Raw genomic sequence first — 26,617 nt, 5'->3', positions numbered from 1 at the left:
CCTAAGCTCACTGTTGAATATATGGCGCAATGAAGTCTTTCACATAGTCAAGATGGGTAATTACAATTCGTTGAGTACATCGGGGCAACCTGTCGTCTTTAATCATTTCGCCCACTAGAGTTCCCACAAGATAGTAATTACCATTTTTATTAGCGAAGATCGGTCCACCCGAATCACCTCCGCAGGTATTTTCTTCCGAAGTTCCACGAAGCTCCAAGCTGTTGTGTGATATGCCCGCAAGAGGAAGCGAAACTGATTTTAAGTTCTTTGCTAGTTCCCAAGGCTCTACGGATGAAAGACCGTATCCTAGGACGAGCAGATTTTCACCAAGCTCAAGCAATCGATAATCGGTAAGTATCTGTGCCGGTACGAAGGGGAAGGGGGCATCCTTGGCAATTGTAACCACTGCAATATCACGGGGTGCTCTCCTGCCAAAAGCAACTTCTGCTGAATAGTCAGGATGGATCTTTACCCCGGACGTCGCCCACACAGTAATATTGGACGGGACAGAAATGTCAGCACCAAACGCCACATAGATCTGCATTTTTTCGTAGTCTACCTCAGTGGCACCATCAACACAGTGTGCTGCAGTTAGAATAGCTCTTCTGGAAACCAGAACCCCAGAACATCTGGCTTCTTGAACAGGCCTACCGTTTTTATAGTACGCCAAGCCTACATAAACCGTTGATCGAGCCGGGATAGACATCGGATCTATTCTAGTTCCACCTATAATACTTCCGTTAGTGTCTTCAAAACTAATGCCCTCTTGACGAGCTTCATTACAGCCCAGAAATAAAATCAGACTCAAGGATATTACAATTTTTTTCATCACAAATTCTCCGAATCCGCTCTATATACACAAAACTTAGTACTGTTTAAAGTGACAACTGATTTAAACGATTTTCAGTGAACTATTTATAGACATGAATCAATTGAAAACAGAACCTTGTAAAAACGAAATGTTTATAAACCTCTTAGGCAGAACAGGTGTCATGCCGATAGGTAGAGCATGAAGTATGAACGAACACTTCTTCTATCGGCGCTCCTTTCCAATGCCGTTTTTATTTTTTCAAATGTTGCCTTTGGTAGTCAGCAATGCGTGAAAGAGTGTGATCAGAGGGTCTTGCAGTATGATGATATACAGCGAAGACAAGATGAGTTTAGGTTGTGCTATCGACTCTGTTCTATGGAAGAGAGAAATCCGTCTCAAAATTACGACAGCGGGAAGGAAATAGAAGAACCCGCTCCTGAGCCAACAGCACCACCGGACGATGGGCATGGATTCCTAGACGCAGATGTCCCCCTTTCTGACGACGAAAAATCCAAAGCCACCGGCGAAAAGGATGACGATAAAGATGAAGACTCAGGCGCCAACGCCCCAGCCGAAAGCGCAGATACTCAATGCTTGGAAAACTTCGACGCCGAGGTTAATGCATGCGAGCAGGCAACATTAAAAGCCGCTAGTTCGTGTGACGAAAACAACTCCGCCATGAGCAACGTTGCAAACATGGCCGCCCAATTGACATTATATGCTGGTCAGAAAAGTGCCATGGGGATTCGGGAGAGTTGCACTAAAATGGCCAACCTGGCAAAGGCAGCTAATGCAGCTCTTATGTCTTATCGTCTTTTGTGTGGGAATGCGATCACCACTTGTTCAACAGCCTGCTCAGCACAGCTCACCCCCAAGTGCAACAACGGAGCGGAATCTGCACGCCTAGCCGGTGAAGCCCGAACCGCCATGGCCGGAAACCTGTCTTCCTGCCAGGGATTTTCCTCAAAAATGGGTCAGGCATCTGCAGCCGCACAAAACTATTCCGAAATGCACGCGAACTCACAGTCCTGCGCCCTCCTTACCAACGGGGCGGCAGCGACTGCAGAAATCTGCTCAACCTACCCGGACTATCCCGGATGCGCAAACCTGCCTAAAATGGACTGCAACAATCCAGAGATGGTAGAACAAACCGTCTGCATATGCAGCAAAACACCGACGAATCCCATTTGCAAAAGGCAGGCAGACAACCAAGTTGATCTACCCTCTAACATAAATTCAACCGCAAGGCTAAAACCGCAGGTACAGGCAACGCCGCTAAGAGACGAAAAGAAGCCGCACATTATCACTGCATGGCCGACCTCTTCAGGAGGAGAGGAGCCCGTTGATGGGCAGCAAGGGCAGGGTGCAAACCTCTCTTCGCCACATCTGCAGCCCGGCTTGATTAAACGACTGAAGGCGAAGAACTCCAAGGAGCCTGCGGTTCTAAGTGGGTTCTACGGTGGCGGCGCTGCGTCCGCCGATAAACGGTACGAAAAGCTTCAGATGGAAGAAAACTCAAAGACGGTCGAAAAGCAGAATGTCCCCACAGTTGCTGCGCGCAATCCTGACTTGGCACGATTTCTTCCTGGGGGACAACACTATCAAAATAGATTCAGAGGTATTGCCGGTTCAACCGAGTCCATAGGCATAGACGGTATCACCGGCCCCAATAGTAATATCTGGAAAAAGATTCAGAATAGATACAGGTCTTTGCAGGACTCGTTACATCCTTAAAAGCTCTAATCCTTCTCTGGGAAAACCGGTTGCCAAGATTTACTTTCCGCTGACTTTTGCAGGGCCTCAATATACTTGTTATCGATTTCCTCAAGTTTGACCTCATAAATCTCGGCCTTCGGAATATTCCTGTCTTTGAAATAGAACTCAACTTTTCCTTTATTGAAGTTGCGGAACTTAACCGCGTCCACAGACTTCATACTTTCCAAGCTATTCATTGTCGGGCGAGTGCCGCCTGTTGAGCCTGAGCCAGTGCCTCCCGCCCAAGTCACAGAAACAAAAATCATGGTCATAAGAAATAAAAATGCCGCTTTCATACTATTCACCTTTCTTTCCATTCTTTGAAGGCACAGGACGAGTCACTTCTGTCATCGAGAAATTAAAGCCCACAAGCATATCTTTCTCGGTATTAGTTAATGCCGCCTCTTTGTTGGCCTGGGTGATTAAAATCTGAAGGCCCGTAGCAAATTTATGATAAATTTCCTCTGTCCATAGATAGGTACCAGTAGCTTGGGTGTTAATGACTTCGGGATTATTTCGTATCAATTGGCCTAGCTCTGTTGAAAACAGATACTGGGCTGAAAGACTGTCCAGGTGTGAAAGATAGTCATCAAAGTCGATATCAACAGAAATATATCGACCATCTGAGCCTTTTAGCAACATTCCAAATTCGTGAAGATTCTGAAGGGCGAAATCCACGTCTTCGCTTTCGGCCCAGCTCAGACGACTGAGAACCCACTCAGTTCGAGGTTCAAATCCGTTCAGCTCAACCAGACCCAAAATCGAACGCATAAGAAGTGACTCTGCCACCTCACGAACATGCTCTTCCTTAAAGGTCACTGACCCCAATCCCTTCAACGTGGTTCTTGGTGACCCCAGAACCGTATTTGCAAGGGCATAATTTTTTACGTACATGATTGCTCCTTATTTATTAAGCGTTTCTTCCATTTTTTTTCGAATTTTTGAAACCTCGTAAGACTTAGTCCCTTTGGATAAAGCCAACAGATGTTCGATTGCATTTCTTCTTTTATTCTTCGGCAGCAGCTCCAGAAGTCGGTCAACGTCCGTACTTTCTGAATCTTCCTGAAGACCCGACGCCTTGTTGATCTCTTTATGCAGAACAGCCGCAAGATCAATTTTCAAACAAGCCAGAATCGCCGTGAAGGTGGTTAGCTTGATGTCCGTTTTTTCGCTTAGAAAGCGGCTTAGTGTGGCCTCGGTGATATCGGACTGATGAGCAATATCTTTCTGCAGTCTTCCTGCAAAGTGGATGGCCCTGTTAAGCTGTGTCGCAATTGAACTTTGCTTCATTTGAGTCCTTTGTTCTGTCAGCAAATTAGACAGGGCCAACATTTTTCGCCTTGCTATGCCTTTATAATCTAAACAAACAGGTTTTGATGTTTTCCGAAGTCTTCTGCAATAGCTAGAGCAAGTGTCATACCGCCTCTTCTATGCTCAGAAACAGATACTATTAACGAACTTCGGACACCCTGTTTACTGATTGGACCAAATTATACTGGCGTATAATCTTTTGTAGCTCGCTTTATTTGATTGAGGTTCGGTACACGCTTGAAGGAGTCTCTTGATATAAAAATGAATACGAAATATTACAAAAACAACATGCTGTTCTAAAGCGAGAACCTTTGCCTTAGAAAAGGTCCATTACATTTTTCGTCGGAGGATGAAATGGACAAGAAGATGCGCGTAATTTCGTTTGTGGTTATAGCAGCCGTAGCCACCGCCTGCAGTAGATCGAACAACTCTGGTGCTTTAACTCTGAAATCAGCGTCTGCCCTAACAGAGTCTGAGGCCAAACCATCCGATCTTACGCTGGATCAATATAATTCAATTACCATTACAAAAGAGCCTTCGAAGGTGGAGTTGAATGGCGTACTGCAAGATGGCACCGCTAATAATATAGCTATCGTTGGAACTGAGGTCGTTCTGGATGCGGATGAACAACCGTTTAAGATCTACAAATCCACCATGACTTCTGACCCAAAGTACGTCAATTCAGTTTATACATTAAAAGTTGATGCAAAAAGAATCATAGTAAGAAATAAGCTCCACTTGCCCCATACAAGTATCACATTAAATGCTGAACAAATTGTCTTTGAAGATAACGGCGCTATCAGCACTACACCAGAAGATTTAGGTCCCGTTCTAGAGCCACTCAATAAACGAACCAAGGGTATTGATGGCAACGAAGGTTATAAGGGCAGTCGTATCCAAATCGTCGCAAACGAGATTATCACTCACGGCGATAAGAGCATGAAAAGACTTATTGCGGAAGGTGGCAAGGGACAAGATGCCGGTGGTGGCCGCTCTGGCACTGATGGCGTCAGCATTCCAGCTTTTGAATCCATAATTGAAACGGGAATATCTTATGGCGTCGTTTATCGCGAGGCTCTGCATGAATCACCCACTTGTAACCCGGAAATTGTTAGAACCAAAGAAGAAGTCCTGCGACGCGCTGGAGGAAAGAACTGCGTTGGGGGACAGAGAACGCCTGCCCGAGGCGCACAGCAATGGCCTTCTGACGGGGGCGATGCGGTACCCGGTGGTCATCCAGGAGCTGGAGGTCAGGGAGGTACTGTGATCGTTGTGGCAAATATGATTAACGGTGAACGTGTGACTGGTTCAGCTTTAGACACAATTGCCAGCGTTGCGCCAGGGAAGTCTGGCAAGGCGGCAGGCGTGTATAAAGGTGGAAAAGCCGGATCACCTCAATACGCCGCGATGTGGGCAGTACAGGACAACTTCACAGTCAATCCCAGATATGTACTCATCAAAAACAAGGCCACACAGAACGGGAAAGATGCCGTCTCTCCAACGTCTCCCCTTAAAGCGGCAAGCTTCGGAACTGCGACGGCCGAGTCCCTTCCTCGCTTAACACACTCCGAGGAATTCTATAAATCTCGTCTTAAACTAATTCGCGACAGATATATCGCAAAAAACTTCACCTTTGTAAAAAAAGTTCTCGAAGAGGACCTTTCAAGCATGCGCGGTCTTTCAAAAGAGTACTCCAGTCACTATCTTGAAGTTGGGGCCCGATATGCGCTTCTGCTGAATCGAATCAACCTGCAACAGGACTACTTTGGCCGTTCCTACAAAGAGGCGCCATTGTACACCTTGGACTTCGGACTAACACAACTTGATTCAGAGATTGATATGGCACTAACAAACTACTATCTGACGGCGAAGATTCTTGATTTGCTGGACAAAAAGCAACTTAGCCGCAATCACCTGGCGGTATTAGTCCAACAGCAAAACAAGATTATCAACGCAGAGTCCGACAAGCAAAACATCAGAATTTCCTCTATCAACGAGCTCGAAGGCATGCGAATCAGCCTCAAGAATAACGAGGCCGCTTATGATCGTTTGTTGTTAAGTCTGAATAAACAAATTGAAGAACAAGCAAAGAATAATGTCGCCAGAAAACATCAATGGGACTCCTTAAGGCAGAACATTAAAGTATTGGCGTCTCTATCCAAAGTGATCCCGGCAGGGCAGCCGACCTTGGCCGCCGCTGGAACGGTGATGGACTATCTTGCCGATGTTCCGACTTCCGGCAGCGTTGCGGACTACATCGCCTACGGAGCAAAAGCCAAAGCCGACTGGGAGAAGGCATTTTCCAAAGAGAATTTGACTAAATCTCGCTCCAGTTTCGATGCTCTGCTGAATAAAATGAAGATTTCAAATCTTGAAGACAAAAGCTTTCAGGAAAAAATCGATTATCTTAACAAGCTTAAAGAAGAAGTGACTCCTGTCTTTGAAAAGATGACTGAAATTAGCAAAGGCTTCACTGGAGCTGTCGTCCCTGAGGACGAGCTGCAACAAGAGATTGAGAGAATCAAGAATTCCGACCAGTTCTTTAAAGCTTCTGCTGCAGATCTAGAGAGAATTGTTAAACAAAGAGCTGAGGTGTACCACAAACTGCAAGAGACTTTGCAAGATATCGCCAACTCCTCAGCCTTGATCGAGCAATCCATCGCTTTGTCTCTGGTTGCTCAGGATAAATATCTGGCATTAGCGAACTTGGGGGATTCGACACTGCGGAACCTTGTTCAGTCAATTCAAGATACGTCGACAGAAAGACTTCTCTATGTCTACAACGAGGTGATCAAAGCTTATGAATATACAACGTTAGAGCCTCTTCCACAGTCATCACATTTTGAACTTTTGAAAGAAAAAACTATAGAATTGGCTTCTGCATCTGAGTCACTAGAAGAATCCGTTCGTCTTATGAAGAGTTTTTATATGTCTTTCATACATAAAATAGTTTTATCCCTGGACAACAAGTTCCACAGCGCCTCACCGACGATGCTTGTGCGCAAAGATGCGGTTTATGTCGAGTTAAATGAAAAGCAGATTCTAGATCTCAACACTTTTGGATCAACGAAAATTCATTTAAACAAAGAGTTTTTTGGTGGTCACCAGAAGAACCTACGGATCGCAGATATTGAACTTGAACAAACTCGCTTTGACGAAAGCCTTTCGGGTACAGGAAGTGTTCAGAAGACATTCCTAGAGGTCTCTCACGGAGGGGCGGGCACCTTAGAAGGGGCTGACGGGTCAATTCATAACTTTACATATCGTACTACAAACCGTTTGCATACCTGGGGTTCGTCTTATCAGTTTATAGGGAGCGATATGATTAGTTCGCGTCTTATTCGCGACGAGTCAGTAAAAGGAATTTTGGGCTTACTCTTGCGCGACAGAACAAACGTTCTGCTGTATTCCCCAATCTTTTCTCAACCAGCTGCTCTAGCGACTTTCGATCTTGTTAAACGAGATCAGGGCGGCTCGTTTCCTTTGAAGTCTTTAAGAATTAAACTGGTTTATACATTCTTCTAAGAAGGACATGGTTATGAAGTACTTGGTATTATTTATCTCTTTAGCAGTTGCCTTTCTGGCGCAACCAGCACTTGCAAACGACGAGGGCATCTTGTTTGAAGGCTGTGTTTCTTCAGGGCAGCAGAACTACTATTATGGCCTTAGCAGATCGGCCATTTCGTGCAAGGATCTCAAAAGTCTCAAGGATGGTCTGCAGATCGTGAACATGGCGATTCTGCCCGCAACGGTCGCACTACGCACACCTGGTGTTCGCGAATCCTTGTCTTTAGAATTGGCAGCATTGGGTCTTTCATTTGCCAACCCCGCAGTATTAACCATCACCGTGGTCGGCGCAGTCGGCGTTGCTTCACTTTATTTTGTTGTTAAACGAAAGGCTGACGACTGTGCTAAAGAAGATCGTGAACTGCTTAAACGACAACTATTGGATGAGATAGAGCGACGGCACGGACTTTACAGTTCGGCGAACGTAGATCTTCGAGTGATTGCGAACTAAACATAGTGGTATATAACTTGCACCTTGTTTAGCGCCTAAAGTAATAGCGATTTTAAGGATCCATGACATGAAATATTCAGAAAATAAATCCGACAAGCCTGTAATTTTGTTAACGCTTGCGGCAATGCTTACTGCATTTGTACTATCAGGATGCAATTCAGATAGTGTCGAAAAGTACGAAGAAGCCAAACCAATATATACAACGCCCTCCTATAAAGTGTGTACATCTCGCGAACTTACTCAATTGCCTGCAGAAAATGAAGAACTGTATAAAGTCTATGAAGATTGGACTTACGGAGATGGCATATACTTTTATGTCTATGGACCGGTCAATGGGTTCGGGCCTGCAAAAGTAGTCTCAGAAACACTGCCCAAAGCAGCAATACTCATGAATCGCCACATGACGGCTTTTGACAACTGTAACGAAATCTTCAGCTGTGCTGTGGAAAGAGAAGCTGATATGCCCCCGAATAGAAAAAAGGTAGAACAGGCTTGTCTGTACTCGTCTCGTGCAGTCAGCGCCTATATCTCTGATGTTCACACCATTCTTCATAATAATATGAAACAAAGTCCCTATGATATCGAACGAGGAAGGCCCACCCCTGCTGAAACATGCAAGCTTGTCGGTCAAAAAGATAAATATGGCGGCATTCAGGTAGCTGGCACCAGTTCGTATATTGAAGTCGTTCTCACCAAAGGAATCGAATCACTTGATACAATGACAGATCAAAGCAATGCGGAAAGCTTTAAAAGCGAACTAAAAACACTTTGTGGTCACTACCGACAAATTGACTACTGTGGATTAAATAAAAAAGAAGTTTATGAAGCCTGCGAGAAAGCCTTTGGCACAAACCAACAATAGGAGAAACTGATGAAACTACCCAATATTACCAATATGTCACGTGCCGCACTTTTGCTTTGCACTGCTGTTTTGCTTTCAAACTGCACAAGTCTTCAGTCTCACTCTGGGGGAGCCGTCACTACAAGCGGTCAAAGAGTACAAGCGGAATCCACCAAGGTGGCAATTCTGAATCTAGCTTCTATGAATGAAGCGGCTCTGCAAGATATCCGAGTTTATAAAAAGCTTCATGCACAATGCCCTGATGGAAAAATCACTGACGTCGAAACTACAATGTGGAAAAGAGACTGGATCCTGTTCCAAACTTACAACATTGATGCAACGGCCACCTGTGCAAAGTAAGTTTTAGATTTCTCCGGCGTCAACGGGTGTCTAAGGACTGCACACCTGTTACGCCAAGTTTGCCCTTTTAGACCCTAAATGTGAATAAATTTACAAAGGAAGTGTCACAGATCTTGAAGTAAGACCTGGGTATGAAACGAGCCCTTCCTTTTTCAATACTCATGCTTTCGGGGACTTTTGCGCTGGGCGCAGATATCTCTTTCCAGGATCTGTTTTATTTAAGGTCAAAGCCTTCTTTTTCCGCCTCTGACACCAAAAGCGTTGTTGGGACTATCGGAACCGGGGATCGGGCTGAGTTACTTGAATCCGCGCGCACCCCGGGAGGCCATCTTGGAATCAAAATTCGTATCAAAACGGGACGTCATGCAGGCAAGGAGTCCTGGGTCTACTATGACTTAAAAAGACCGAACATCACTATCACAGAGAACGGCCGCAAACTAAGCCCGGCAGAGATAGCTAAGTTCACAGCAGCCAATGCATCACCAGCTACTCCCCCGGCGGCTAAAAAGAGCGAGTCAGAAGCAAGATACGCCAATGACTGCCCCAGCTGTCGTGCGCCTGAGCAGCCTTCTCCGGTAACTGAAATCCAAAAGCCCCTGGCGGCCCAATACTCCCCGGCGTTTTTAGGGGCTTTAAAAACGATGGCTGTGATGTATCAATCCTGCGACGCGATCTCGAAGCCTGCCTATACATATCAGACAAGTATCGATGGATATCTTTCCTACCGTTCTGCTCGGGGAAATATGAGACATTCCTACAAGATTAGAACCATCCCCAATGCAAATCAGACCAAACTGGTCCGAAGCCATTACTATATTGATCAGAATGGCCCCGATAACAGTCAGTGCCGCGATATGCGCAAGGCTCCACCAATATACACTTATGGAGGCTGGCCATCTATCAGCGGTAGCAATATCAATATCTTGCAAACTCACTCCACAAGAGGCGCTCCGTTCACGGGCCTTGATTGTTCATCGTTCGTGTCGACTGCCCTGTCCGCGGCCGGCCTTTCTTTGACTCCTTATGCGAAAACAGCTTCAAACACTGCTACTTCCACTGAGTACGCTTCATTTACGTCAAGAAACTCTTGCTTTAGTGCCCCGACTTTTACTAAAGACGAGACGTTAAAATCCGGCGATGTTCTAGCTTGGTCAGGACACGTCTTTATGATCGACCGGGTCGGCGAAGATCCTTTTGGACTAAATCGTCTGATGGGCATTGGCTATCGTTTTAAATCGACACGCGACTGCGATAATCTGCCAAGTGACTTTGCAAAGTATCTTAACTTTGACATCATCCAGAGCGCTGGACTTGGAAGTCTTGCCATTTCCAGAGTTCAAGCAAAGCAATATATTTCCATGTCAGGACTGGCGGGAAAAATACGTCCCCTTGCGATTGCAGCTTGCAAAACAAAGGTGACTGGCGGTGTTCTGCCTTTGTCTTTTATGAGGACATCAAATCTGATTCGCCACAAAGGTAACACCAAGCCCGGATGCACCATGAGCAAAAAAGCTAATTTAGTCGGCGAACAATGTGTCGCCAGATGCACTTAGGAGAAATCATGAGAGCGATATTACTTTCATTCATTTTACTATTCACTGTACAATCGCAGGGCCTCACTGAAGCAGACTGTGCCAACATGAAGCCATCCACAATAGCCAAGCAGTTTGTCACCGCAATCAGACTAGGCGCTATGGGAGGCTTTGGCAGCAATGCATGCATTGAAAAAGCACAGAGTCTTAATATTCAGCTTGTGTCTGAAACCTATGAAGGCTCCAGCCAAATCACCCTTTCAGGAAGGGATAAGGTGCGAATCGTGAATATCGTCAACGAAGACGACGAGAAGTTTACGGTTATCTATGAGCTCACCAAAGGGGACAAGAAAATCCCAGGCGAATTCAGTTTCTTTAAAAACAACAGGTTTATCGACCCAGATTCTGTGCACACATTTAAATGTGCCGTCATCGCTGAAGAACCCTCTGTGCGATTTATCGACGAACGATGTCTGGACTGACTCGCCTAAGGGTGCAGAGAATCCTGAACGGCTTTATACCTGTTTTGAATCTTTCTCCAGATGCTGCTGTGAGGGTAGTTAAGTTTAAGTTGGAGCCTATTTCTCAAGCCATGTAAGAGTCTGAGTTCCGTAGAAGCTGCGATCTAGAAGTTCTTTTGCGTCAACCCATCCGTCATCATTTTCATTCTGCCAGGACTGACCCCATGAGTTTTGAACCTGAACTGCGTCGTAGCATTCTTTTGTGGTCTTGCCAGCATTGACCTTACAAACTCGTCTATATCCCTTGATCACGACCTCATGACCAAAACCAGTAATCGTACCAGATGCATTTGTCGCTTCATTACACGCTTTTATGCTCTTTACGGTAAGAGGTTCTTGGGTGCAAAAGCCAAACGCCATGGGCCTTTTGTTTGCAAGGTTCTTTTTGATCATTGCGAGCATTTTGTTGTAATCTGATTTTTCACCTGATTTGGGGTAAATGCTTACGCCCCAACCACCAAGTAGAGAAAGTCCCTTCTTAAACTCCCAGCACTCTTCCGGCACAAGAAGTCTATCTAGGAACTTTCCATAGGTATCTTGTGCAAATGCCTGGAGAATTTCTTGGTTTGAAGTTTTAAGATTAAACTTGTCTTTGAGTTCCTGCGATTTTGCTGTCGCGTATTCCAATCCGCAAGCAGCACATTCTTTGGACTTCTTCTTATAGGTCTCATAGCTATCTTGAAATCGTTTCCACATAGCCAATTCAATTTTTTGCGCTTCGTTGGGGTTCTTCACTTTAGCCACAAGTTGATCAAAAGGTGCACACGATTCTCTTGCATTGTGCAGAATATCGAGTGAGTTTTGTAATGCCAATGCGGCACTTCCTCCTTCGCGCAGCTCTTCATAATTGAATTTGTCCCTTGCGTCTATGCCATCAGGCAAATTGACGCTGAATCTTGACATATCTAGTGCGGATACTCGGCTTTCATCAGGCAATGCTCCACAGTCAGCGATTTCATTTTCAACACAGCTTGCTTGATCGTAAAGTACCGATGCCGCAAAAGCATAACAAATCCCAAAGGAATCCTGGCTGCGCACTCTGGGCATGTTTGTGATCTGAGACTGTGTTCCAGGCTCAACTGCATACTGAAACTTAAATGGATTTAAGCCGTCTGCTGCAAAAACACTCTGAGAAATAAGTAAAATGATTAAAAGAAGCATCTTCACAAGAAAACCCTCTACTTTTTAAAATGCTTATAATACAAAGACCAGGAATCAATCATAGAACCATCAGAGAAGACGCAATAATCATACTCGTTCTTCTTTGCATCCAGGACAATCAGGTTGTTCGCATTATAGTCATGGCAGTATCGAGCTGCCGGATTACCGACAACACCAACTCCGGGTGTGGGGGTTAGTGCCTTCTTATTCAGGACGGCATCCCAAGCCTGGCATTTCATTTTTCCAGATTTGAGACAGCTTTTCGAAATAGTGACACCGTCTTTTTCGATTACTTGGAGCGGTTTATAAGTTTTTTTAATGCTGTCATAGTATCTAAGCCCCAGATCCGCGGCAGAAACCATTTCAACACCCAACATGAGCAAGCATAAAAACAAAAGTATTCTCATAATAATATGTTGTTCCAGTCAGTCAAAGTTAGGAAGAGGCCCCAACAAAACTAGCCTGAAGCCCAGCTATTTTCTTAACCATAAACCATTATTAGATTTTTGCCGAATAAACTGAAGTGAAGATCCTAATCACCCTTCTCTATCTGATTCCAAACTTGTGGGCGCAAGCACCACAACGTACACTATTGGATCCACACAAGATTATTTATAATCCTGAAAATGATAAAATCGGTCGTTTTGTTATCTCTTATAAAGAGTACGAAGACATACGTATGGATAGTAATTTGGATGGCCAGATTGACTATTGGTATCTGCGCAAGGGTCCATTGGAAGTTAAAGTTAAATTCAATGCTCACCGGCCGGCTATTTTTGAGATAAAACATGTCGACGATAAGATCGTGAGTCTTGCTTCTTACAGATGGGACAACTCAAAGTTTATATTAGGAGAAGCATCACAGCGTCCGCTCATATTAATGAATCTTTCCACTACGGATGCAAAATGCCAGATTGAAGAGATTAAAAGTAAATTAGCTTCTTTTAGTCAAAAAATCGAAGCTGCTTCCCTAAAGCAACTTATTGCAGAGAAGTTGATCGCCAAAGACTGTGGTAGTAGGTTCAATCCACGTGAGCTCATTCGTCTACAAAACTCCCTCGTTATCCCATTGGCAAAATCTATTAGGTCTGACATGATAAAGGGCAATACAATTGCGGAATGCCTTCACAAACCCAAATTCAAAGAAGCCTACGACAAGAAATTCAAATCTGGCATTCCTGCTGATCTAATCGCAGCCCGCTTTCAGCTTCAGGCCATGCAACTTGCTCATCAAGCAGATGACCACGCTCCGCTGATTACTTGTGAGCCAGCTGAGGGCCAAAAAAGTCCTTTGGCAACTTCAGAGAAACGAAAGATTCATCTGAATGCTCAGATCTATAAAGAAAAAAATTCCGTGCCCAGCACTGAAGATCTAGAGCACGAACTGTTGCATCGCTCGGGCCTGGAGTCCGAAGAGCAGGTGGAAGCTGTTGTCTCTGTATGTAAGCAGATTTCAGAAAATAATTTCGATATGGGCTTCAAGTCCGTAAGGGGAAATACAGACGATGCTGCAAGCCAGGCTACCAAAGATCAAAGCGGTAAAGCGTCAGCCGACACTAAAGCTGCCTTAGAAACCAGAGCCCCGGCTTCTGATTCAGGTGGGAAATCCGGTGTCGAGGTAGCGAAGCCATCTTCTCCGCCAGCGGCAAATAGTCCGTCTTCGAGTTCCACTCCAGCCGCTAATGGGAATCAGATTGCGGCCTCTCAGGCTTCTGCAAACATTCCCAAGGAAATGACCTTGGCTCAGTCTGGAATCCCAGATTCACCAACATTGTCGAAATCGATTACAAGTCCGTCTCCAGCAACAGAAGCTGGGTCTCAGCAAGCGTTGGTTCAATCAGCTTCAGAAAGTAGCGGCGTTCTGCGCATGGCAAATAACTTAGTTGGTGCGATGAACACACGAGCGGGAGCCACCGACAAAATGGCCTCTGCAGAATCCAACATCACAAATTCGGAGGTTTCCGCCAAAAGCTCGGGCACTGCAAAAAGCTCCGATAGCAATAAAGCAAAGTCCAATCCGTTCGCCGCTCTGTCTCGAGACAAAGTGAGTTCCAACGAAAGAATTGTCGAACAGATCACCCTTGACGGCAACCAGGCCCCCGGCTCCTCTCCGGCGCCTTCATCCTCTCGCGCAGTTAGTGCCAATAGATCTGGCCAGGCAGCAGCAGGGCAAAGCAACACACCGTTTGAGCAAAGTGAGGTGGCAAGAGGTGCCTCTGCATCAGGAGCCAGATCTTCAGGCGACACCGGGGCCAGCTTTAACTCCACAGCACCGGCTATGGGCGGAGGGTTGGGAGGCTCTCCCTCGAGATCTCCCGCGGCCGTAAAGCCTTCCATTGCGGCAAAGACACGATCCGCAAATAGGAATCCAAACGACTTAGCACCCTCGCAGCAAGCCTCTTCCACTGTTACCCGGGAAGAGGTTGTCACGTACATTTCAAACAGCAGCTATCAGGCGACAAAAGAGAAGTTGCAAAAGCCGGACTTTAGAAAACAACTGGAAACTCAAAAAATCACAGTGCTTGACCTCTACGGTAATACCGTAGGTGCGCCCAAAGGCGAAGTCATCTTCCTTGACCAAGGAGATAAATTTGTTCGCCAAAAATAATGGTCGCAGATCTGTCGTCATTTCAATCGTCGCAGTGTTCTGGCTGGGATATGTCATTGCCAGCTCCACTCAGTTCTTTTTTGACGTAAAAAGCGCCACTGAAAATGAAATTCTAAAACGACAACAGCAGATGCAATTTGTTCAGGAAAGCTTTATCCCAGCAGTGCTTTCCGAGAACCGCAGTCTTCTTAAGGACCGCCTGGAAGCAGCCCGGAAGATTCACATGCTGGATTTCTATATTTTACAAAAAGATCGCGAAGTCTTGGAATGGTACAACAACTTCAACAATCTTGCTGGGATCAATGCGGACTATCAGGTTTTCAATCAGGTCTTGCAAAATGATCAACTGGCTTTCCGGACTGTCAAGTTGATGGACTATCGCTTTACCGTGGGCGTCCTACAAGACAAGAAGAACATCATGTTGCAAACAGCTCTAAACATGAAAGGTCAAATTATTCAGGATATTCTTATCGTGACCCTTCTGGCTGGCCTTATTGTCTATATCTTCCTCAAAGATATTTTAAGTCTAACCAAAATCCTTTCCACACGCGATCGCTCGAAGCTTGCTTCAGTAAAGTCCCTCTCCAAAGAAGGCCAGACACTTCTTAAGGCCACACAAAGCTATGAAAGCACAAAACAGTATCTCGAGCATGAAAACCGATACTATTCCGACTCCCTGACACCTGCGATCTTGCACGAAATGAAGTCCGGCCAGAAGGCCCCTTATGCATTCCAAAGCACGATGATCCGCGTAGATCTGAACGGCTATACGCAGATTTTTTTGGAAAAGAAAGACGAATACGTCACTGACATCATGAATGCTTACTTCATTCAGGCGCGCGAACTGATTGAACGCTATAACGGTTTGATCTATCAGTACGTCGGCGATGAAATCGTCTTTCACATCAAAGAAGGCCCCCAGAACTCCCAGGCCATGGCCCTGGCCTGCCTGCGCAGTGTCTTTAAAACCGCTCAAGATATTGAGGACTCTTTGCCTGCGGGCGCCGATCACTGCTTTAAGGTCAAAGGCAGTTTTGTCTTGGGCAAAATTCGCTTCGTAAATCAAGACTCAGGCTTTGCCCTCAGTGGATTGCCTTTGATCGAATCTGCACGACTTCTCAGTCAGGTGGACGACAAAGCTTCCAGCTCTGCCACCTTCTATGCAGAGGCCTCCGAGTCTCTGAAGGAACTTTGTACGATTTCTGACACCAAAGAAACTCTGCTCAAGGGTTTTTCGAAGCCGTCGACTTTGTATCGCGCCAAAGAGTTCACCAGCATCGAGAAGGCTCTTGCTGCCGATATCACCTTGCTGACCTACTTCCGCAGCGATGAAGATCTTTGTTATGCTTATAAGTTCCTGACCCAAGAACTTGGGGCAGGGAAGGACAGCACCTTCTTCACAGCCTTCAATATTCTAAAGACATTTAAACTAAAAATGAGCACAGAGGCGCAGGCTGATGGCTTTACGCGGTTCCTTTCTGACATTTTGAAACTCAACCAAGAACAAAAAGCCAACGACAAGGTTCTTTCGGCCGTGATTTCTTTAGCTTCGAACTTTGTTCCTGCTTACCTGGTGAAAGAAAATCTGCTGGAACAACTGGGTGTCTGCCTTGAACACAAAGATCCCCGCGTGCAGGCCAATGCGATTATCGTGTTAGGGGATCTAGCAAAAGATATCGCCTTCCTGCGCCGTTTTGTTTATTCCAAAAACAATCGTGTTTCAGCGGATGCCCTGTTAGTCAGTGGTAAAAGAGATCTAGATAAAGAACTGACCGAAAAGCTGAAAGAGTATCTGGATTCCAAGAATCCACTCTTCCAAGCCAGTGGTCGCTTTGTGGTTAAATCATTGGGCGAGCACTATAAGAGCTCAGATCCCATTTTCTATGAAACCAATCCGCATCTGAAAGAGCTTCTGACGAAGCTGAGTGCTTAGGCTTTTTTCTTTTTAAGCTTGCTGGAAATCCACGGCCAAATCATCGGGATCAAAGACACCCCGATCACGCCGAAGATCACAATGTGGAAGTTCTGCTTCACCACCGGAAGATTCCCGAAGAAGTGACCTGCCAGAACAAAGCTCCAAACCCACGCAAAAGCACCCGCAACGTTATAAATAACGAACTTGCGATACTGCATTTCACCGATACCCGCCACGAACGGTGCAAAAGTACGAACGATCGGAGCAAAACGGGCCGCCACAATCGTGAAAGCTCCCCAACGCTCATAGAACGCGTGAGTTTGATCCAGATATTCTTTTTTAAAGAAGCGCGAGTTGGATTCAAAGACCTTCGGCCCCAGATACTTTCCGATGTGATAGTTGACCGTATCCCCCAAGATGCCCGCAATGGTCAGGCTGATCAGAATCACCCACAGATTCAAACCACCTTCCACAACAGTGAATGCACCCAGTGCAAACAGCAGGGAATCCCCCGGAAGGAACGGAGTCACGACAAGGCCCGTTTCAGCAAAGATAATCAGGAACAAAATCACATACAGCCACGGTCCGAAGAACACGATCCATTCGGCAATATGTTTATCAAGATGAAGGATGATATCGACAAGTTCCATCATAGGGACCCCCGGAAGGAAAAGAGGAATGCTCCAGAAACACAAAAACCGCCTTGTGGGCGGTTTATGATGGCGGAGAGTGAGGGATTCGAACCCTCGAGCCCCGCGAAGGGCTGCCAGTTTTCAAGACTGGTGTATTCAACCGCTCTACCAACTCTCCGTCGACCGTTTTATGGGTTTTGACGAGAGTATTCAAGCAGTTGTTTCCATGACGCAGCACAAGGTCGGGGCCTCATGCTGCTTGGAAGGAAAGACCTACTTTCTGATTTCGGTACGGCCGCCCATATAAGGCTGCAAGGCCTTTGGAATGCCCACGGAACCGTCTTCGCGCTGGTAGTTTTCTAGGATCGCCACCAAAGTTCTTCCCACCGCCAGGGCAGAGCCGTTCAGCGTGTGAACGAACTGAGGTTTGCCACCGGCACTGCGGAAGCGGATGTTCGCGCGACGAGCCTGGAAGTCCTCGAAGTTAGAGCAAGAGCTGATCTCACGATACGCATTCTGGCCCGGCAACCAAACTTCCAGATCATAAGTTTTCGCGGATCCAAAGCCCATGTCCCCGGTGCACAGAAGTACACGGCGGAACGGCAGCTCCAAATCAATTAAGATCTGCTCTGCGTGGGATGTCAAAGCCTCATGAACTTCGTGGGATTTGTCCGGATGAGCAAACACCATCAATTCAACCTTGTCGAATTGGTGCTGACGAATCAGACCTTTGGTGTCGCGACCTGCAGACCCCGCTTCAGAACGGAAGCACGGTGAATAAGCACAGAAGCTTTGAGGCAGATCTTTTTCATCCAGGATTTCGTTATTGTAGTAATTCGTCACCGGTACTTCCGCCGTTGGAATCAGATACAGGTCAGAACCTTCCAGATGGAAAACGTCCTCTTTGAATTTCGGGAAGTTCCCAGTGCCCAGCAAGCTGTTGCTGTTCACCATGAACGGAGGAATCATTTCGGTGTAACCATGTTTCATGGAGTGCTTATCCATCATGAACTGGATCAACGCGCGCTCCATTTGCGCCGCCGCCCCTTTCAGGAAGGCAAAACGAGTGCCCGTGGTTTTACCGGCACGCTCAAAATCAATGATGTTCAGCGCTTCACCCAGTTCCCAGTGTTCTTTGGCTTTGAAAGAGAACTTGGTCGGAGTGCCAACAACTTTGATCTCTTTATTGTCTTTTTCAGAAGAACCCACCGGCACAGAAGAATGCGGCTTGTTCGGAATCACCAATGCCAGGTTTGTCACCTGTTGATCGGCTTCTGCAGCCTTGGATTCAAGGTCTTTCACCTGAGTTTTCAACACATCCACTTCTGCCAAAATTGCAGAAGCATCGCCACCTTCGCGTTTGATCTTGCCGATCTCACCGCTGAGTTTGTTTTGGTTGGCCTTGGCCGTCTCGGCGAGAGTGATAAGCTCTTTGCGCTTTTTATTGAGCTCCATGATCTGCTCAAGCACTTCTGTGGAAGCCCCACGATTTACAAGCCCTTGCTTGTACTCATCATAGTAAGAGGTCCCGTTCTCAGCTTTCTTTTCCAGAAGTTTAATATCAATCATCTCAATTTCCTTTTCCAAAAACAGATCTCAAAAATCAAATCGCTCTGCCACTTTAAAGGTTGGTCAAAAGTGTTCGAGCGCAAGGCGGAGGGCTTTCCCGCAGCGGAGGCGTGCTCTATGCACGTCGGAGCGAGGACAATGCCCGACAACGCAGTCGATCGGGCACTTTTCACCAGCCGGCCATTAAGGGGCAACAAGTATATACATTCTTAGCAACATCACGACAAGGACGCAGATCAGGTCAAAAATTAAAATCTGACCGATGCTCCAGTTCGCCAGAATCTTCATCAGCGCAGCAACAACCACAACCATTACGAACAACAAGGCGAATGTGCCATAGCCCATCAGCTCTTGTCCGATCAGCGCCAAGGTCAAACCCAGAACAAGCCCGGTCACCAAGCGCAGTAAAATATGAAACAGTGAGATTGTGGATGACTTAACACCCTCTTGAGCGCTGCTTGCCAGCCCCCGCATTTTGTCGCCGATTCCCATGGCTTAGATTCCTCCGTTATCCGTCCTTAGTTGCCAAGTCTCATCATTTTCGCTTCTATTTCAGCACGATCTAATGCGTTTGGCGAGAGTCCCAAATATTTATTATAAGCTTGCGCCGCAGAGCGAGTATCGCCCTTCATCTCATAGATGGCACCCTGTTCACGATAGATTTCGGCATAACCACTTTCCCGGGCGGAGGCCAGGGCAAGCATGTCCTCTGCCACATCCAGGGAGCCGGACTGACGATAACACTGGGCTGACTTGACATAGATGTCCGCCCCTTGAGGACGAAGCTTCATGGCCGTGGAATACTCGGCCGCACACTCCGCATACTGACGACGTGCTGTAAATACTTCGGCCGCCAGAATGTAAGAATCTGCCACATTGGGATTTAATTTCTTTTCAGCCTTCGCCGCCTCCAAGGCCGTGGCAAAATCCCCCGATGAAAAAGCCGCCTTACCAATATAGTAGTGCGTTCGCGGATAGTTTGGATTCAACCTTTGAACACGTTTGAATTGCTGGATGGCTTCCTCGAAACGACTGGTTTCCAGATACAATTTCCCGGCCTGGAACAAAGCTTCCCCATCGGTAGGGTCCAAAACCGCCGCACTTAAGAAGGCCTTCAAAGCCCGGTCATTTAAGCCCAGGGCCTTTTCACTTTCACCCAACCCCAGCCACGCTTTTTTGCTGCGAGGATCGGCTTCGGTGGCGCGCTCATAAATCTCTTTCGCCTGGCTGTAACGGTCTTCTGACTTGTAAACTTCTGCTAGAGCGATTCGATAGTCCATAGTGTAGGAGAATCGTTTGATCAGCTCGTTCAGATAGGTGATTCCCGAATCCACCCCATTGGTCTGCGCCAGCATCTTGGCATAGGTGATTTGTGCTTCAGGGTTGGTGGCATCAATTTCCACTGCCTTGGTCGCATAACGAATGGCATCTTTGGCGGCGTTTTCCTTGCGCTCAATTTCTTTTTTATTAATAGGAACTATCGACCGTGCCAGCAATCCGTTGGCTTTGGATAAAAGAATGAAAGTCTCAATATCCCCATCATAGGCTTTCGCTGCACGCAGGGCATAGTTGATGGTCCCCACCATATTGTTTTTACGGAACTCCAGCTGCGCTAATCCCCTCAGAACTTCATAGTTGTTCGGCGCAATCCGCATGGCATTGGTCAGAATCTGCAAAGCCCCGACAAAGTCAAAACGTTGGGACATGTAATCGGCCTGCAAGACATAGGCTGATACCAACTTTGGTTCCGCCTTGATGGATTTGTTCAGCCACTCGATGGCCTCAAAACTTTGATTCAGTTGCCACAGGGCTTTGGCTGCCTTCATTGCGGCGGTTCCGTTTTTCGGGTCCGCTTCAAATGCCGCTTTGAATTCAGCCTGCGCCGCCAGGAAGTCCCCTTGGCGCACGTACTGATCCCCCAAATACAGCAGTTCATTGTTTCGGCCTTTTTCACCTTTGATCTTGTCACTACCACCCAGACGAATCACCAATTGGCGAAGTTCGCCGTTATTGGGATTTAACGCAAAGGCCTTCTGGGCAATATCCAGGGCTTTCTTTTTCTCTCCGCGCAGAACGAAGATTTCTGCCAAGGCACCATAACCTTCGGCTTCGATCAACGACGGAATGCGACCTTTCGATTCCAATGCCGCGTTCAGAAGAGCGTAGGCCGTATCGGATTTTTTAAAGCCTTTATACTCCACCAAACCAGCAGCCACTTTGGCTTCCTTGTGTTTGGGGTTTTTTGCCAGCACATTGCGAAGGATGGTCGCCGATGACGTAAAGTCACCTTGTTGATAAAGGACTTCCGCCAGTGCCACCTGGGGATCCAGCCATTTTTCCCAAAGCTGAGTGGCCTTTTCAAAATAGGGGACGGCATTCATATAGTCTTTTTCACCCGCCAGAAGCTCAGCTTTAAAGCTGTACAGAACCGGCAACAGCGAGAACGGCTCTGAACTTTCCAAAGTGGCTTCAATGGCTCCTTTGGCTTCCTTGTAACGTCCCGCCGTCATCAGCTTCACAGCTTCACAGACTTGTCCGAACGGACTGATCACATTCAAGGCCCGCGTGGCCTGAGTCACCGACGCTATCGTACGGACATCCTGTGCGTCCTGAACCGCAAAAGGCCACAGCTCATAATACACCACGCACAACAAAGCACGCACCTCGATGTTCATCGGCGCACCTTCGATAATGCTCACCAGTTTATTCTGAGCCGATACGTAAGATTCAAACGTGTCCTGCTCCATTGCAAAAAGGGCTTCGTTCAATTTTTCTTTCACAGCCTGATCCGACAAAGCCGAACCTGCTTTTCCAGGAGCTAACAGGTGAATCTTCGAACCATCCGCCGGCCCCGTATCCCACAACAACCACACGCCCAGCACAATAACCACAGCCAGAATCAGAGCGGGGATCTTGAGAGATTTTTGCAGCTCTCCTTTTTCCATGTTCTTCACATTGGAAAGCTCAATAACGGATTCTTTGTCCCCACCTGAGGGCACAGAGGCAATCTTTGCTGCCGGAGGAACGTAAGCCGGGGTGTCCAACACATCAATTTGCTGCAAAAGCGGCTTTGGATTCGGTGAGGGATTGATACTGTGTTCTGTGCTGGTTTCTGTTTTCGGTTTTGCAGGCTTCGGAGCCTGAATGATGACCGTTTCCGCTTCCATCTTCTGGGCTTTTTTGGGATCGACATCAACGATGCCTTCCAATGCCTCCAGAAGTTTGTCATAGAAGGCTGGTTCCTTGGAAATTAACGTCCACTGACCATCAGGCAAGCGCGAGATCATCTCCTGACCGGAAAACACACCCTCACCAATCATGCGAAGAATGGCTTCCGTCGAGTAAGGTCCCTTGACCTGACCCTTCCTAGTTTTAACAACCCAAGTTACCTGTATGCGTGACATAGACACTTGATTATATTGTGGTTTTTAACAAAGAACTATGTCCCCGAAAGGACCGTCTAAAGGTCTGTGCTTTAGTCAAGGAACTGGTTCCAGAATAGAACCTAAAACCCATAATGGAATTACCCCTGGTTCCGAATTGAGATTGGCGACCTCTTTAATCGGATCTCAAATCGAATTTAAGGCACTTTGGCGACTGTCTCATATTGGCACAGCCTTTGCTGTATAAGACATCGTTAGATCGTGATTTGGGGAGTTTAATAGTGATCCGAAACGCATTGATAGCAGTTTACATCTTGGTAGTTCTCGCGATTTCCGCAGTGGCTCGCGCGGGTGTACTTCCAAACAATGCATTAGGTGAAGAGGCCGGTGTTTCCGACCTTCAAAATTATAACTTCAAAACTCACACTGGCGAAGTTGTGGCTTTGGCTGACGGCACCCTTGTTTTGGCAATGGCTGATCAGCAGACTTTCTTCGTATTGAAGTCACAGTTCGACCTAACACCTTATATTGGTTCTAAAGTTATGATGAGCGGTATTGAACTTGAGCATCAACTTGCTCCCAACTTCGAACTTGAAACTGTGGACCCCCTCCCTGGTTTCGGTTTTGGGAACAAAACGGTCGTCTTCTTTGTGTTTGGTATCAGCGAAGCTACTTTGTAGTTTCATGTCATTAAGTCTCAGCCCCATCCCCTCCGCGGGCTGAGACTGTTCTTTTTTCTCTTAAAAAGGCCTACGGATCCCCCTCCTTGTAGGCCTTTTTCTTTTTTAAAATACCACTAGAAAACTTCGGATCTCCTTGATTGATTCAAGGAGCTTAGAGTTACTGTCGCTGAAAAAACAAAAGCCCTGATTTCTCAGGGCTTCTTTATTATTCAATTCTTTTGATCTTCGCACCCAGGGAAGACAGTTTGTCTTCCAGCTTTTCGTATCCGCGATCCAGGTGATAGATGCGGCTGACAACAGTCTCTCCCGAAGCCACAAGGCCTGCAAGAACCAACGAGGCACTGGCACGCAAGTCGGTGGCCATCACGGGTGCTCCCGTCAATTGACCCGGTCTGCCACGCACAACAGCTACGCGGGTTTTCGGAGTGATATCTGCGCCCAAACGAGAAAGCTCTGTCACGTGCATGAAGCGATTTTCAAAGACCGTTTCAGTGATCACACTGGTTCCGTGAGCCACAGTCATCAAAGCCATGAACTGCGCCTGAAGATCTGTCGGGAACAGCGGGTGAGGAGCTGTCGTCACATCCACAGCTTCCCATTTTTCACATGGGAATACTGTCATGGAATCAGCCGTTGTTTCGATTTTGAAACCTGCTTCACGCATTTTCAAAATCAAAGCTTCCAAATGAGCCGGCACACACTTGGTCACAGTCACTTGACCTTTCGTGATCGCGCCTGCAATCAACAGGGTTCCTGCTTCAATACGATCAGGCATGATGGCGTGTTTTGCGGGCTTTAGTTGCTCAACACCTTCGATGCGAATCACGCTGGTTCCATGGCCTGTGATCTTTGCGCCCATTTTGTTCAGGTACTCAGCAAGATCCACGATCTCTGGCTCTTTCGCAGCATTTTCAAGAATGGTCACGCCCTTTGCCAAAGTCGCCGCCATCATCACGTTTTCGGTTCCGCCGACAGTCACTGTTTCAAACAGGAATGTCGAACCTTGAAGCTTCGGAGATCCTGCATGAACGTAACCTTCTTTTTGCGTGATAGTGGCACCCAACGCTTTGAAACCATCCAAGTGCAAATCAATGGGACGACTTCCGATGGCACATCCACCCGGCTGGGAAACAACCGCCTCACCGTATTTGGCCAACATGGGGCCCATACACAGGAAACTTGCGCGCATTTTGCGAACTAGATCATAAGATGCTTCAAAGGAAGAGGGTTTGTTCACGGTTACGTGAAATTCGTCGCCCACCCATTTTGTCTCACAACCCAGGCTGTTCAGTAACTCAGAAGTGGATTCGATATCCTTTAGCTTCGGCATGTTTGTGAAAACGTGTGTGCCTTCTGCCAGAAGAGTTGAAAATAGAATTGGAAGAGCAGCGTTCTTCGCACCACTCGTCGCGACAGTACCTTTTAGTGGGCCATTGCCCGTAACGACCATTTTATCCATGTGTTTCTCCGCGGATGACTCTATCATGCCCAGAAAGATCTTTGATGACACTGATTTCGTTAAATATTTTTAAGCTTTCAAAGGACTGCTTCATCGCCGCCCCCTGGCTCATTCCCATTTCCATCAGCATCAATCCGGGTTTCTTCAGGTAGGGGGCAAAAGCTGCCGACCATGCCTTTAATAGTGCCAAACCATCTTCTTCCGCATAAAGCGCGGAATTGGGTTCATATTTCTTTACGTTTTCTTCAACTTGGGGGTCATTGGGAGCAATGTAAGGCGGGTTGGAAACCAAAACGTCAATCTGGTCTTTGCCAGTGAAGTCCCTGTAAGCCGACATAATTCTATCCACATTGCTGGCATCACAGTTCAGGAACTGAACCCGGTCTGCCACACCCAGGGCTTCAGCGTTTCTTTGTGCTGTTTCCACGGCTCCGGCAGAAAGATCCACGGCGACAAGTTTTGCCAGCGGATATTCCTTTAAAAGACTCAACCCAATGCAACCCGAGCCACAGCCAAGGTCGACAAAACCCCAGGGTTGATCTTTATCTTGCGCCCACGCCAGAACATCTTCCACAATATGCTCTGTTTCCGGGCGCGGAATCAGGACGTTTGAATTCACTTCAAAACGGTGGCCGAAGAAATCACGATAGCCCAAAATATAAGCCACAGGCTCTCCGGCCGCACGACGGCGAACCAATTCACGCAAGACGGCCAGCTCTTCTTCTTTCATGGGCTGATCAAAACGCAGATACAATTGAATGCGTTCCAGCTTCAGCCCGTGGGCCAAAAGCAGTTCCGCATCCAAACGTGGAGTATCGATTTTTTTATCTTTGAAGAAAGCTGTGGTTTTATCGAGTATTTCTTTTAGTTTCATTCATTAAGCAGAGACTTGTTTTTTAAGTGCCTCTGCCTGGAAGTTAGCAATGAGTGGATCAATCAGCAACTCAAATGAACCGCTCATCACCTGATCCAACTGGTGGATCGTCAAACCAATACGATGATCCGTGATGCGAGTCTGCGGGAAATTGTAAGTGCGAATGCGCTCTGAACGATCCCCGGTCCCGATTTGCTCCAAACGAACGTCGGATGCTTCTTTGCGGGCTTTTTCGTCTTCGATCTGCTGCAATTTTGCGTAAAGGATCTGGAAAGCACGCTCACGGTTGGTGGATTGTGACTTTCCTTCCTGACATTTTACGTCGATCCCGGTCGGCAAGTGCACGACGCGAACTGCGGATTCCGTTCTATTTACCGACTGACCGCCGGAGCCTTGGGAACGCATGGTTTCAATGCGAACATCAGACATCGGGATCTTGATTTCAGAAACTTCCACCTCTGGAATCACCGCTACAGTGACAGTGGAGGTGTGGATACGGCCCGCAGCTTCGGTCTTTGGAACACGCTGCACGCGATGAACACCGGATTCATACTTCATTTTACTGAAAACAGAATCCCCGGTGATGCTGGCGATAATCTCTTTCGCTCCTCCGGCGTTACCTTCAGAGAAAGAAATCATTTCCACCTTCCAGCCCTGGGAAGCGGCATAGTGAACATAGCCACGGAAAAGTTCATCAGCAAAAAGGGCTGCTTCGTCCCCGCCGGCACCCGCACGAATCTCAAGAATCGTATTCTTGTCATCGTTTGGATCTTTCGGGATCAATGCCACCTTCAACTGGTGCTCAAGCTCTGGAAGCTCGGCTTCCAGCTCTTTCACTTCCTCGCGGATCAGCTCGCGCATTTCTGAGTCTTGTTCTGCCGTCAGAAGTTCTTTGCTGGCTTTCAGATTTTCAGTCTTCTTTTTATAGTCGCGATAAACCAGAACAATCTTTTCCAGATTGCCCAGTTCCTTCATCAAAGCCCGATACTGCGTCTGATTAGAGGCAATATCCGGTCTTTGAAGAGCCATATTGACTTCTTCGTAACGAGATTCAACTGCGTCTAACTTCGAGAACATGAAGAGCTCCTGCTCATGCTGAGATGGAAAATGACTGTGGCTGAAAACGAAAATGCGGCTCGAACTTTGAACCGCATTTCATACAAGAACGTCCCCCGAACGGAGGT

23 protein-coding genes and 1 tRNA gene are annotated in these 26,617 nt (G+C 46.9%); 10 read left to right on the top strand and 14 right to left on the bottom strand.

Annotated features, from left to right (window positions below; translation table 11 throughout):
- Window positions 1-7: 7 nt before the first annotated feature.
- Window positions 8-829: a S1 family peptidase gene (locus ACZ50P_RS00425; RefSeq protein WP_464132698.1), complete on the bottom strand. Its 822-nt coding sequence runs from the start codon at window positions 827-829 to the stop codon at window positions 8-10.
- Window positions 830-1,009: 180 nt separating this feature from the next.
- Between ACZ50P_RS00425 and ACZ50P_RS00420 the strand changes: the two genes are divergently transcribed.
- Window positions 1,010-2,545 (top strand): hypothetical protein, encoded by a 1,536-nt coding sequence (locus ACZ50P_RS00420; protein ID WP_464132696.1) that lies wholly within the window; start codon window positions 1,010-1,012, stop codon window positions 2,543-2,545.
- Between the two features lie 5 nt (window positions 2,546-2,550).
- Here ACZ50P_RS00420 and ACZ50P_RS00415 read toward each other — a convergent pair whose 3' ends face one another.
- The 3 genes from ACZ50P_RS00415 to ACZ50P_RS00405 are packed head-to-tail and all read right to left on the bottom strand — an operon-like array spanning window position 2,551 to window position 3,856.
- Window positions 2,551-2,862 carry a hypothetical protein gene (locus tag ACZ50P_RS00415; protein ID WP_464132694.1) on the bottom strand — a complete coding sequence of 104 codons (312 nt, stop codon included), beginning with the start codon at window positions 2,860-2,862 and terminating at the stop codon, window positions 2,551-2,553.
- Window position 2,863: 1 nt separating this feature from the next.
- On the bottom strand, window positions 2,864-3,460 hold the full coding sequence (locus ACZ50P_RS00410; RefSeq protein ID WP_464132693.1) for a hypothetical protein: 597 nt from the start codon (window positions 3,458-3,460) through the stop codon (window positions 2,864-2,866).
- A 9-nt stretch (window positions 3,461-3,469) separates the two neighbouring features.
- The gene (locus ACZ50P_RS00405; RefSeq protein WP_464119253.1) at window positions 3,470-3,856 is read right to left on the bottom strand and encodes a helix-turn-helix domain-containing protein; all 387 of its coding nucleotides are present in this window, start codon (window positions 3,854-3,856) and stop codon (window positions 3,470-3,472) included.
- A 375-nt stretch (window positions 3,857-4,231) separates the two neighbouring features.
- On the opposite strand from ACZ50P_RS00405, the gene ACZ50P_RS00400 reads away from it, so the two are divergent.
- The 6 genes from ACZ50P_RS00400 (at window position 4,232) to ACZ50P_RS00375 (ending at window position 11,110) form a co-directional block, all read left to right on the top strand.
- Window positions 4,232-7,402 (top strand): hypothetical protein, encoded by a 3,171-nt coding sequence (locus ACZ50P_RS00400; protein WP_464132690.1) that lies wholly within the window; start codon window positions 4,232-4,234, stop codon window positions 7,400-7,402.
- 13 nt (window positions 7,403-7,415) lie between these two features.
- Window positions 7,416-7,895, top strand: a complete 480-nt coding sequence (locus tag ACZ50P_RS00395) for a hypothetical protein (protein ID WP_464132687.1) — start codon at window positions 7,416-7,418, stop codon at window positions 7,893-7,895.
- A gap of 67 nt (window positions 7,896-7,962) precedes the next feature.
- Window positions 7,963-8,757 carry a hypothetical protein gene (locus ACZ50P_RS00390; RefSeq protein ID WP_464132686.1) on the top strand — a complete coding sequence of 265 codons (795 nt, stop codon included), beginning with the start codon at window positions 7,963-7,965 and terminating at the stop codon, window positions 8,755-8,757.
- A gap of 9 nt (window positions 8,758-8,766) precedes the next feature.
- The gene (locus ACZ50P_RS00385; RefSeq protein ID WP_464132684.1) at window positions 8,767-9,096 is read left to right on the top strand and encodes a hypothetical protein; all 330 of its coding nucleotides are present in this window, start codon (window positions 8,767-8,769) and stop codon (window positions 9,094-9,096) included.
- A 131-nt stretch (window positions 9,097-9,227) separates the two neighbouring features.
- A complete protein-coding gene (locus tag ACZ50P_RS00380; protein ID WP_464132682.1) occupies window positions 9,228-10,649 on the top strand; it encodes a hypothetical protein in 1,422 nt (473 codons plus the stop codon).
- Window positions 10,650-10,657: 8 nt separating this feature from the next.
- On the top strand, window positions 10,658-11,110 hold the full coding sequence (locus ACZ50P_RS00375) for a hypothetical protein (protein WP_464132680.1): 453 nt from the start codon (window positions 10,658-10,660) through the stop codon (window positions 11,108-11,110).
- 96 nt (window positions 11,111-11,206) lie between these two features.
- On the opposite strand, the gene ACZ50P_RS00370 is transcribed toward ACZ50P_RS00375, so the two are convergent.
- Both ACZ50P_RS00370 and ACZ50P_RS00365 read right to left on the bottom strand, forming a co-directional pair.
- Entirely contained in the window at window positions 11,207-12,310 is a 1,104-nt protein-coding gene (locus ACZ50P_RS00370; RefSeq protein WP_464135238.1) for a C1 family peptidase, read from the bottom strand.
- 17 nt (window positions 12,311-12,327) lie between these two features.
- Window positions 12,328-12,705 (bottom strand): DUF333 domain-containing protein, encoded by a 378-nt coding sequence (locus tag ACZ50P_RS00365; RefSeq protein WP_464132678.1) that lies wholly within the window; start codon window positions 12,703-12,705, stop codon window positions 12,328-12,330.
- Window positions 12,706-12,833: 128 nt separating this feature from the next.
- Here ACZ50P_RS00365 and ACZ50P_RS00360 point away from each other — a divergent pair, with 128 nt between their 5' ends.
- Together ACZ50P_RS00360 and ACZ50P_RS00355 are read left to right on the top strand one after the other, a co-directional pair.
- A complete protein-coding gene (locus ACZ50P_RS00360) occupies window positions 12,834-14,918 on the top strand; it encodes a DUF5585 domain-containing protein (protein WP_464132676.1) in 2,085 nt (694 codons plus the stop codon).
- A complete protein-coding gene (locus ACZ50P_RS00355; protein WP_464132675.1) occupies window positions 14,902-16,851 on the top strand; it encodes an adenylate cyclase in 1,950 nt (649 codons plus the stop codon). The genes ACZ50P_RS00360 and ACZ50P_RS00355 overlap by 17 nt, the downstream gene beginning before the upstream one ends.
- Here the strand turns inward: ACZ50P_RS00355 and ACZ50P_RS00350 are convergent.
- The 5 genes from ACZ50P_RS00350 to ACZ50P_RS00330 all read right to left on the bottom strand — a co-directional run bounded on the left by ACZ50P_RS00350 (window position 16,848) and on the right by ACZ50P_RS00330 (window position 22,438).
- Complete coding sequence (locus tag ACZ50P_RS00350) at window positions 16,848-17,483, bottom strand: DedA family protein (RefSeq protein WP_464135235.1); 636 nt, start codon at window positions 17,481-17,483, stop codon at window positions 16,848-16,850. The genes ACZ50P_RS00355 and ACZ50P_RS00350 overlap by 4 nt on opposite strands.
- Before the next feature lie 70 nt (window positions 17,484-17,553).
- Window positions 17,554-17,643: transfer RNA gene (locus ACZ50P_RS00345), tRNA-Ser, on the bottom strand.
- Window positions 17,644-17,738: 95 nt separating this feature from the next.
- The gene (serS, locus tag ACZ50P_RS00340) at window positions 17,739-19,034 is read right to left on the bottom strand and encodes a serine--tRNA ligase (RefSeq protein WP_464132672.1); all 1,296 of its coding nucleotides are present in this window, start codon (window positions 19,032-19,034) and stop codon (window positions 17,739-17,741) included.
- 183 nt (window positions 19,035-19,217) lie between these two features.
- The gene (locus ACZ50P_RS00335) at window positions 19,218-19,526 is read right to left on the bottom strand and encodes a hypothetical protein (RefSeq protein WP_347359458.1); all 309 of its coding nucleotides are present in this window, start codon (window positions 19,524-19,526) and stop codon (window positions 19,218-19,220) included.
- Between the two features lie 26 nt (window positions 19,527-19,552).
- Window positions 19,553-22,438: a tetratricopeptide repeat protein gene (locus tag ACZ50P_RS00330; RefSeq protein WP_464132671.1), complete on the bottom strand. Its 2,886-nt coding sequence runs from the start codon at window positions 22,436-22,438 to the stop codon at window positions 19,553-19,555.
- 260 nt (window positions 22,439-22,698) lie between these two features.
- Between ACZ50P_RS00330 and ACZ50P_RS00325 the strand changes: the two genes are divergently transcribed.
- The gene (locus ACZ50P_RS00325; protein ID WP_464119232.1) at window positions 22,699-23,097 is read left to right on the top strand and encodes a hypothetical protein; all 399 of its coding nucleotides are present in this window, start codon (window positions 22,699-22,701) and stop codon (window positions 23,095-23,097) included.
- Between the two features lie 208 nt (window positions 23,098-23,305).
- Here ACZ50P_RS00325 and murA read toward each other — a convergent pair whose 3' ends face one another.
- Genes murA through prfA form a run of 3 tightly spaced genes read right to left on the bottom strand, consistent with a single transcriptional unit; the run spans window position 23,306 to window position 26,510 of the window.
- Window positions 23,306-24,559: a UDP-N-acetylglucosamine 1-carboxyvinyltransferase gene (gene murA, locus ACZ50P_RS00320; protein ID WP_464119230.1), complete on the bottom strand. Its 1,254-nt coding sequence runs from the start codon at window positions 24,557-24,559 to the stop codon at window positions 23,306-23,308.
- Window positions 24,552-25,433 carry a peptide chain release factor N(5)-glutamine methyltransferase gene (gene prmC / locus ACZ50P_RS00315; RefSeq protein WP_464132669.1) on the bottom strand — a complete coding sequence of 294 codons (882 nt, stop codon included), beginning with the start codon at window positions 25,431-25,433 and terminating at the stop codon, window positions 24,552-24,554. Before prmC ends, murA begins: the two co-directional genes overlap by 8 nt.
- A 3-nt stretch (window positions 25,434-25,436) precedes the next feature.
- Window positions 25,437-26,510, bottom strand: a complete 1,074-nt coding sequence (gene prfA, locus ACZ50P_RS00310; RefSeq protein WP_464132667.1) for a peptide chain release factor 1 — start codon at window positions 26,508-26,510, stop codon at window positions 25,437-25,439.
- Between the last annotated feature and the right edge of the window lie 107 nt (window positions 26,511-26,617).

The organism is Bdellovibrio sp. CKG001 (assembly GCF_055397465.1).
Note: the sequence above shows the minus strand (reverse complement) of the source record. Positions and strands in the feature narration are given on the sequence as shown.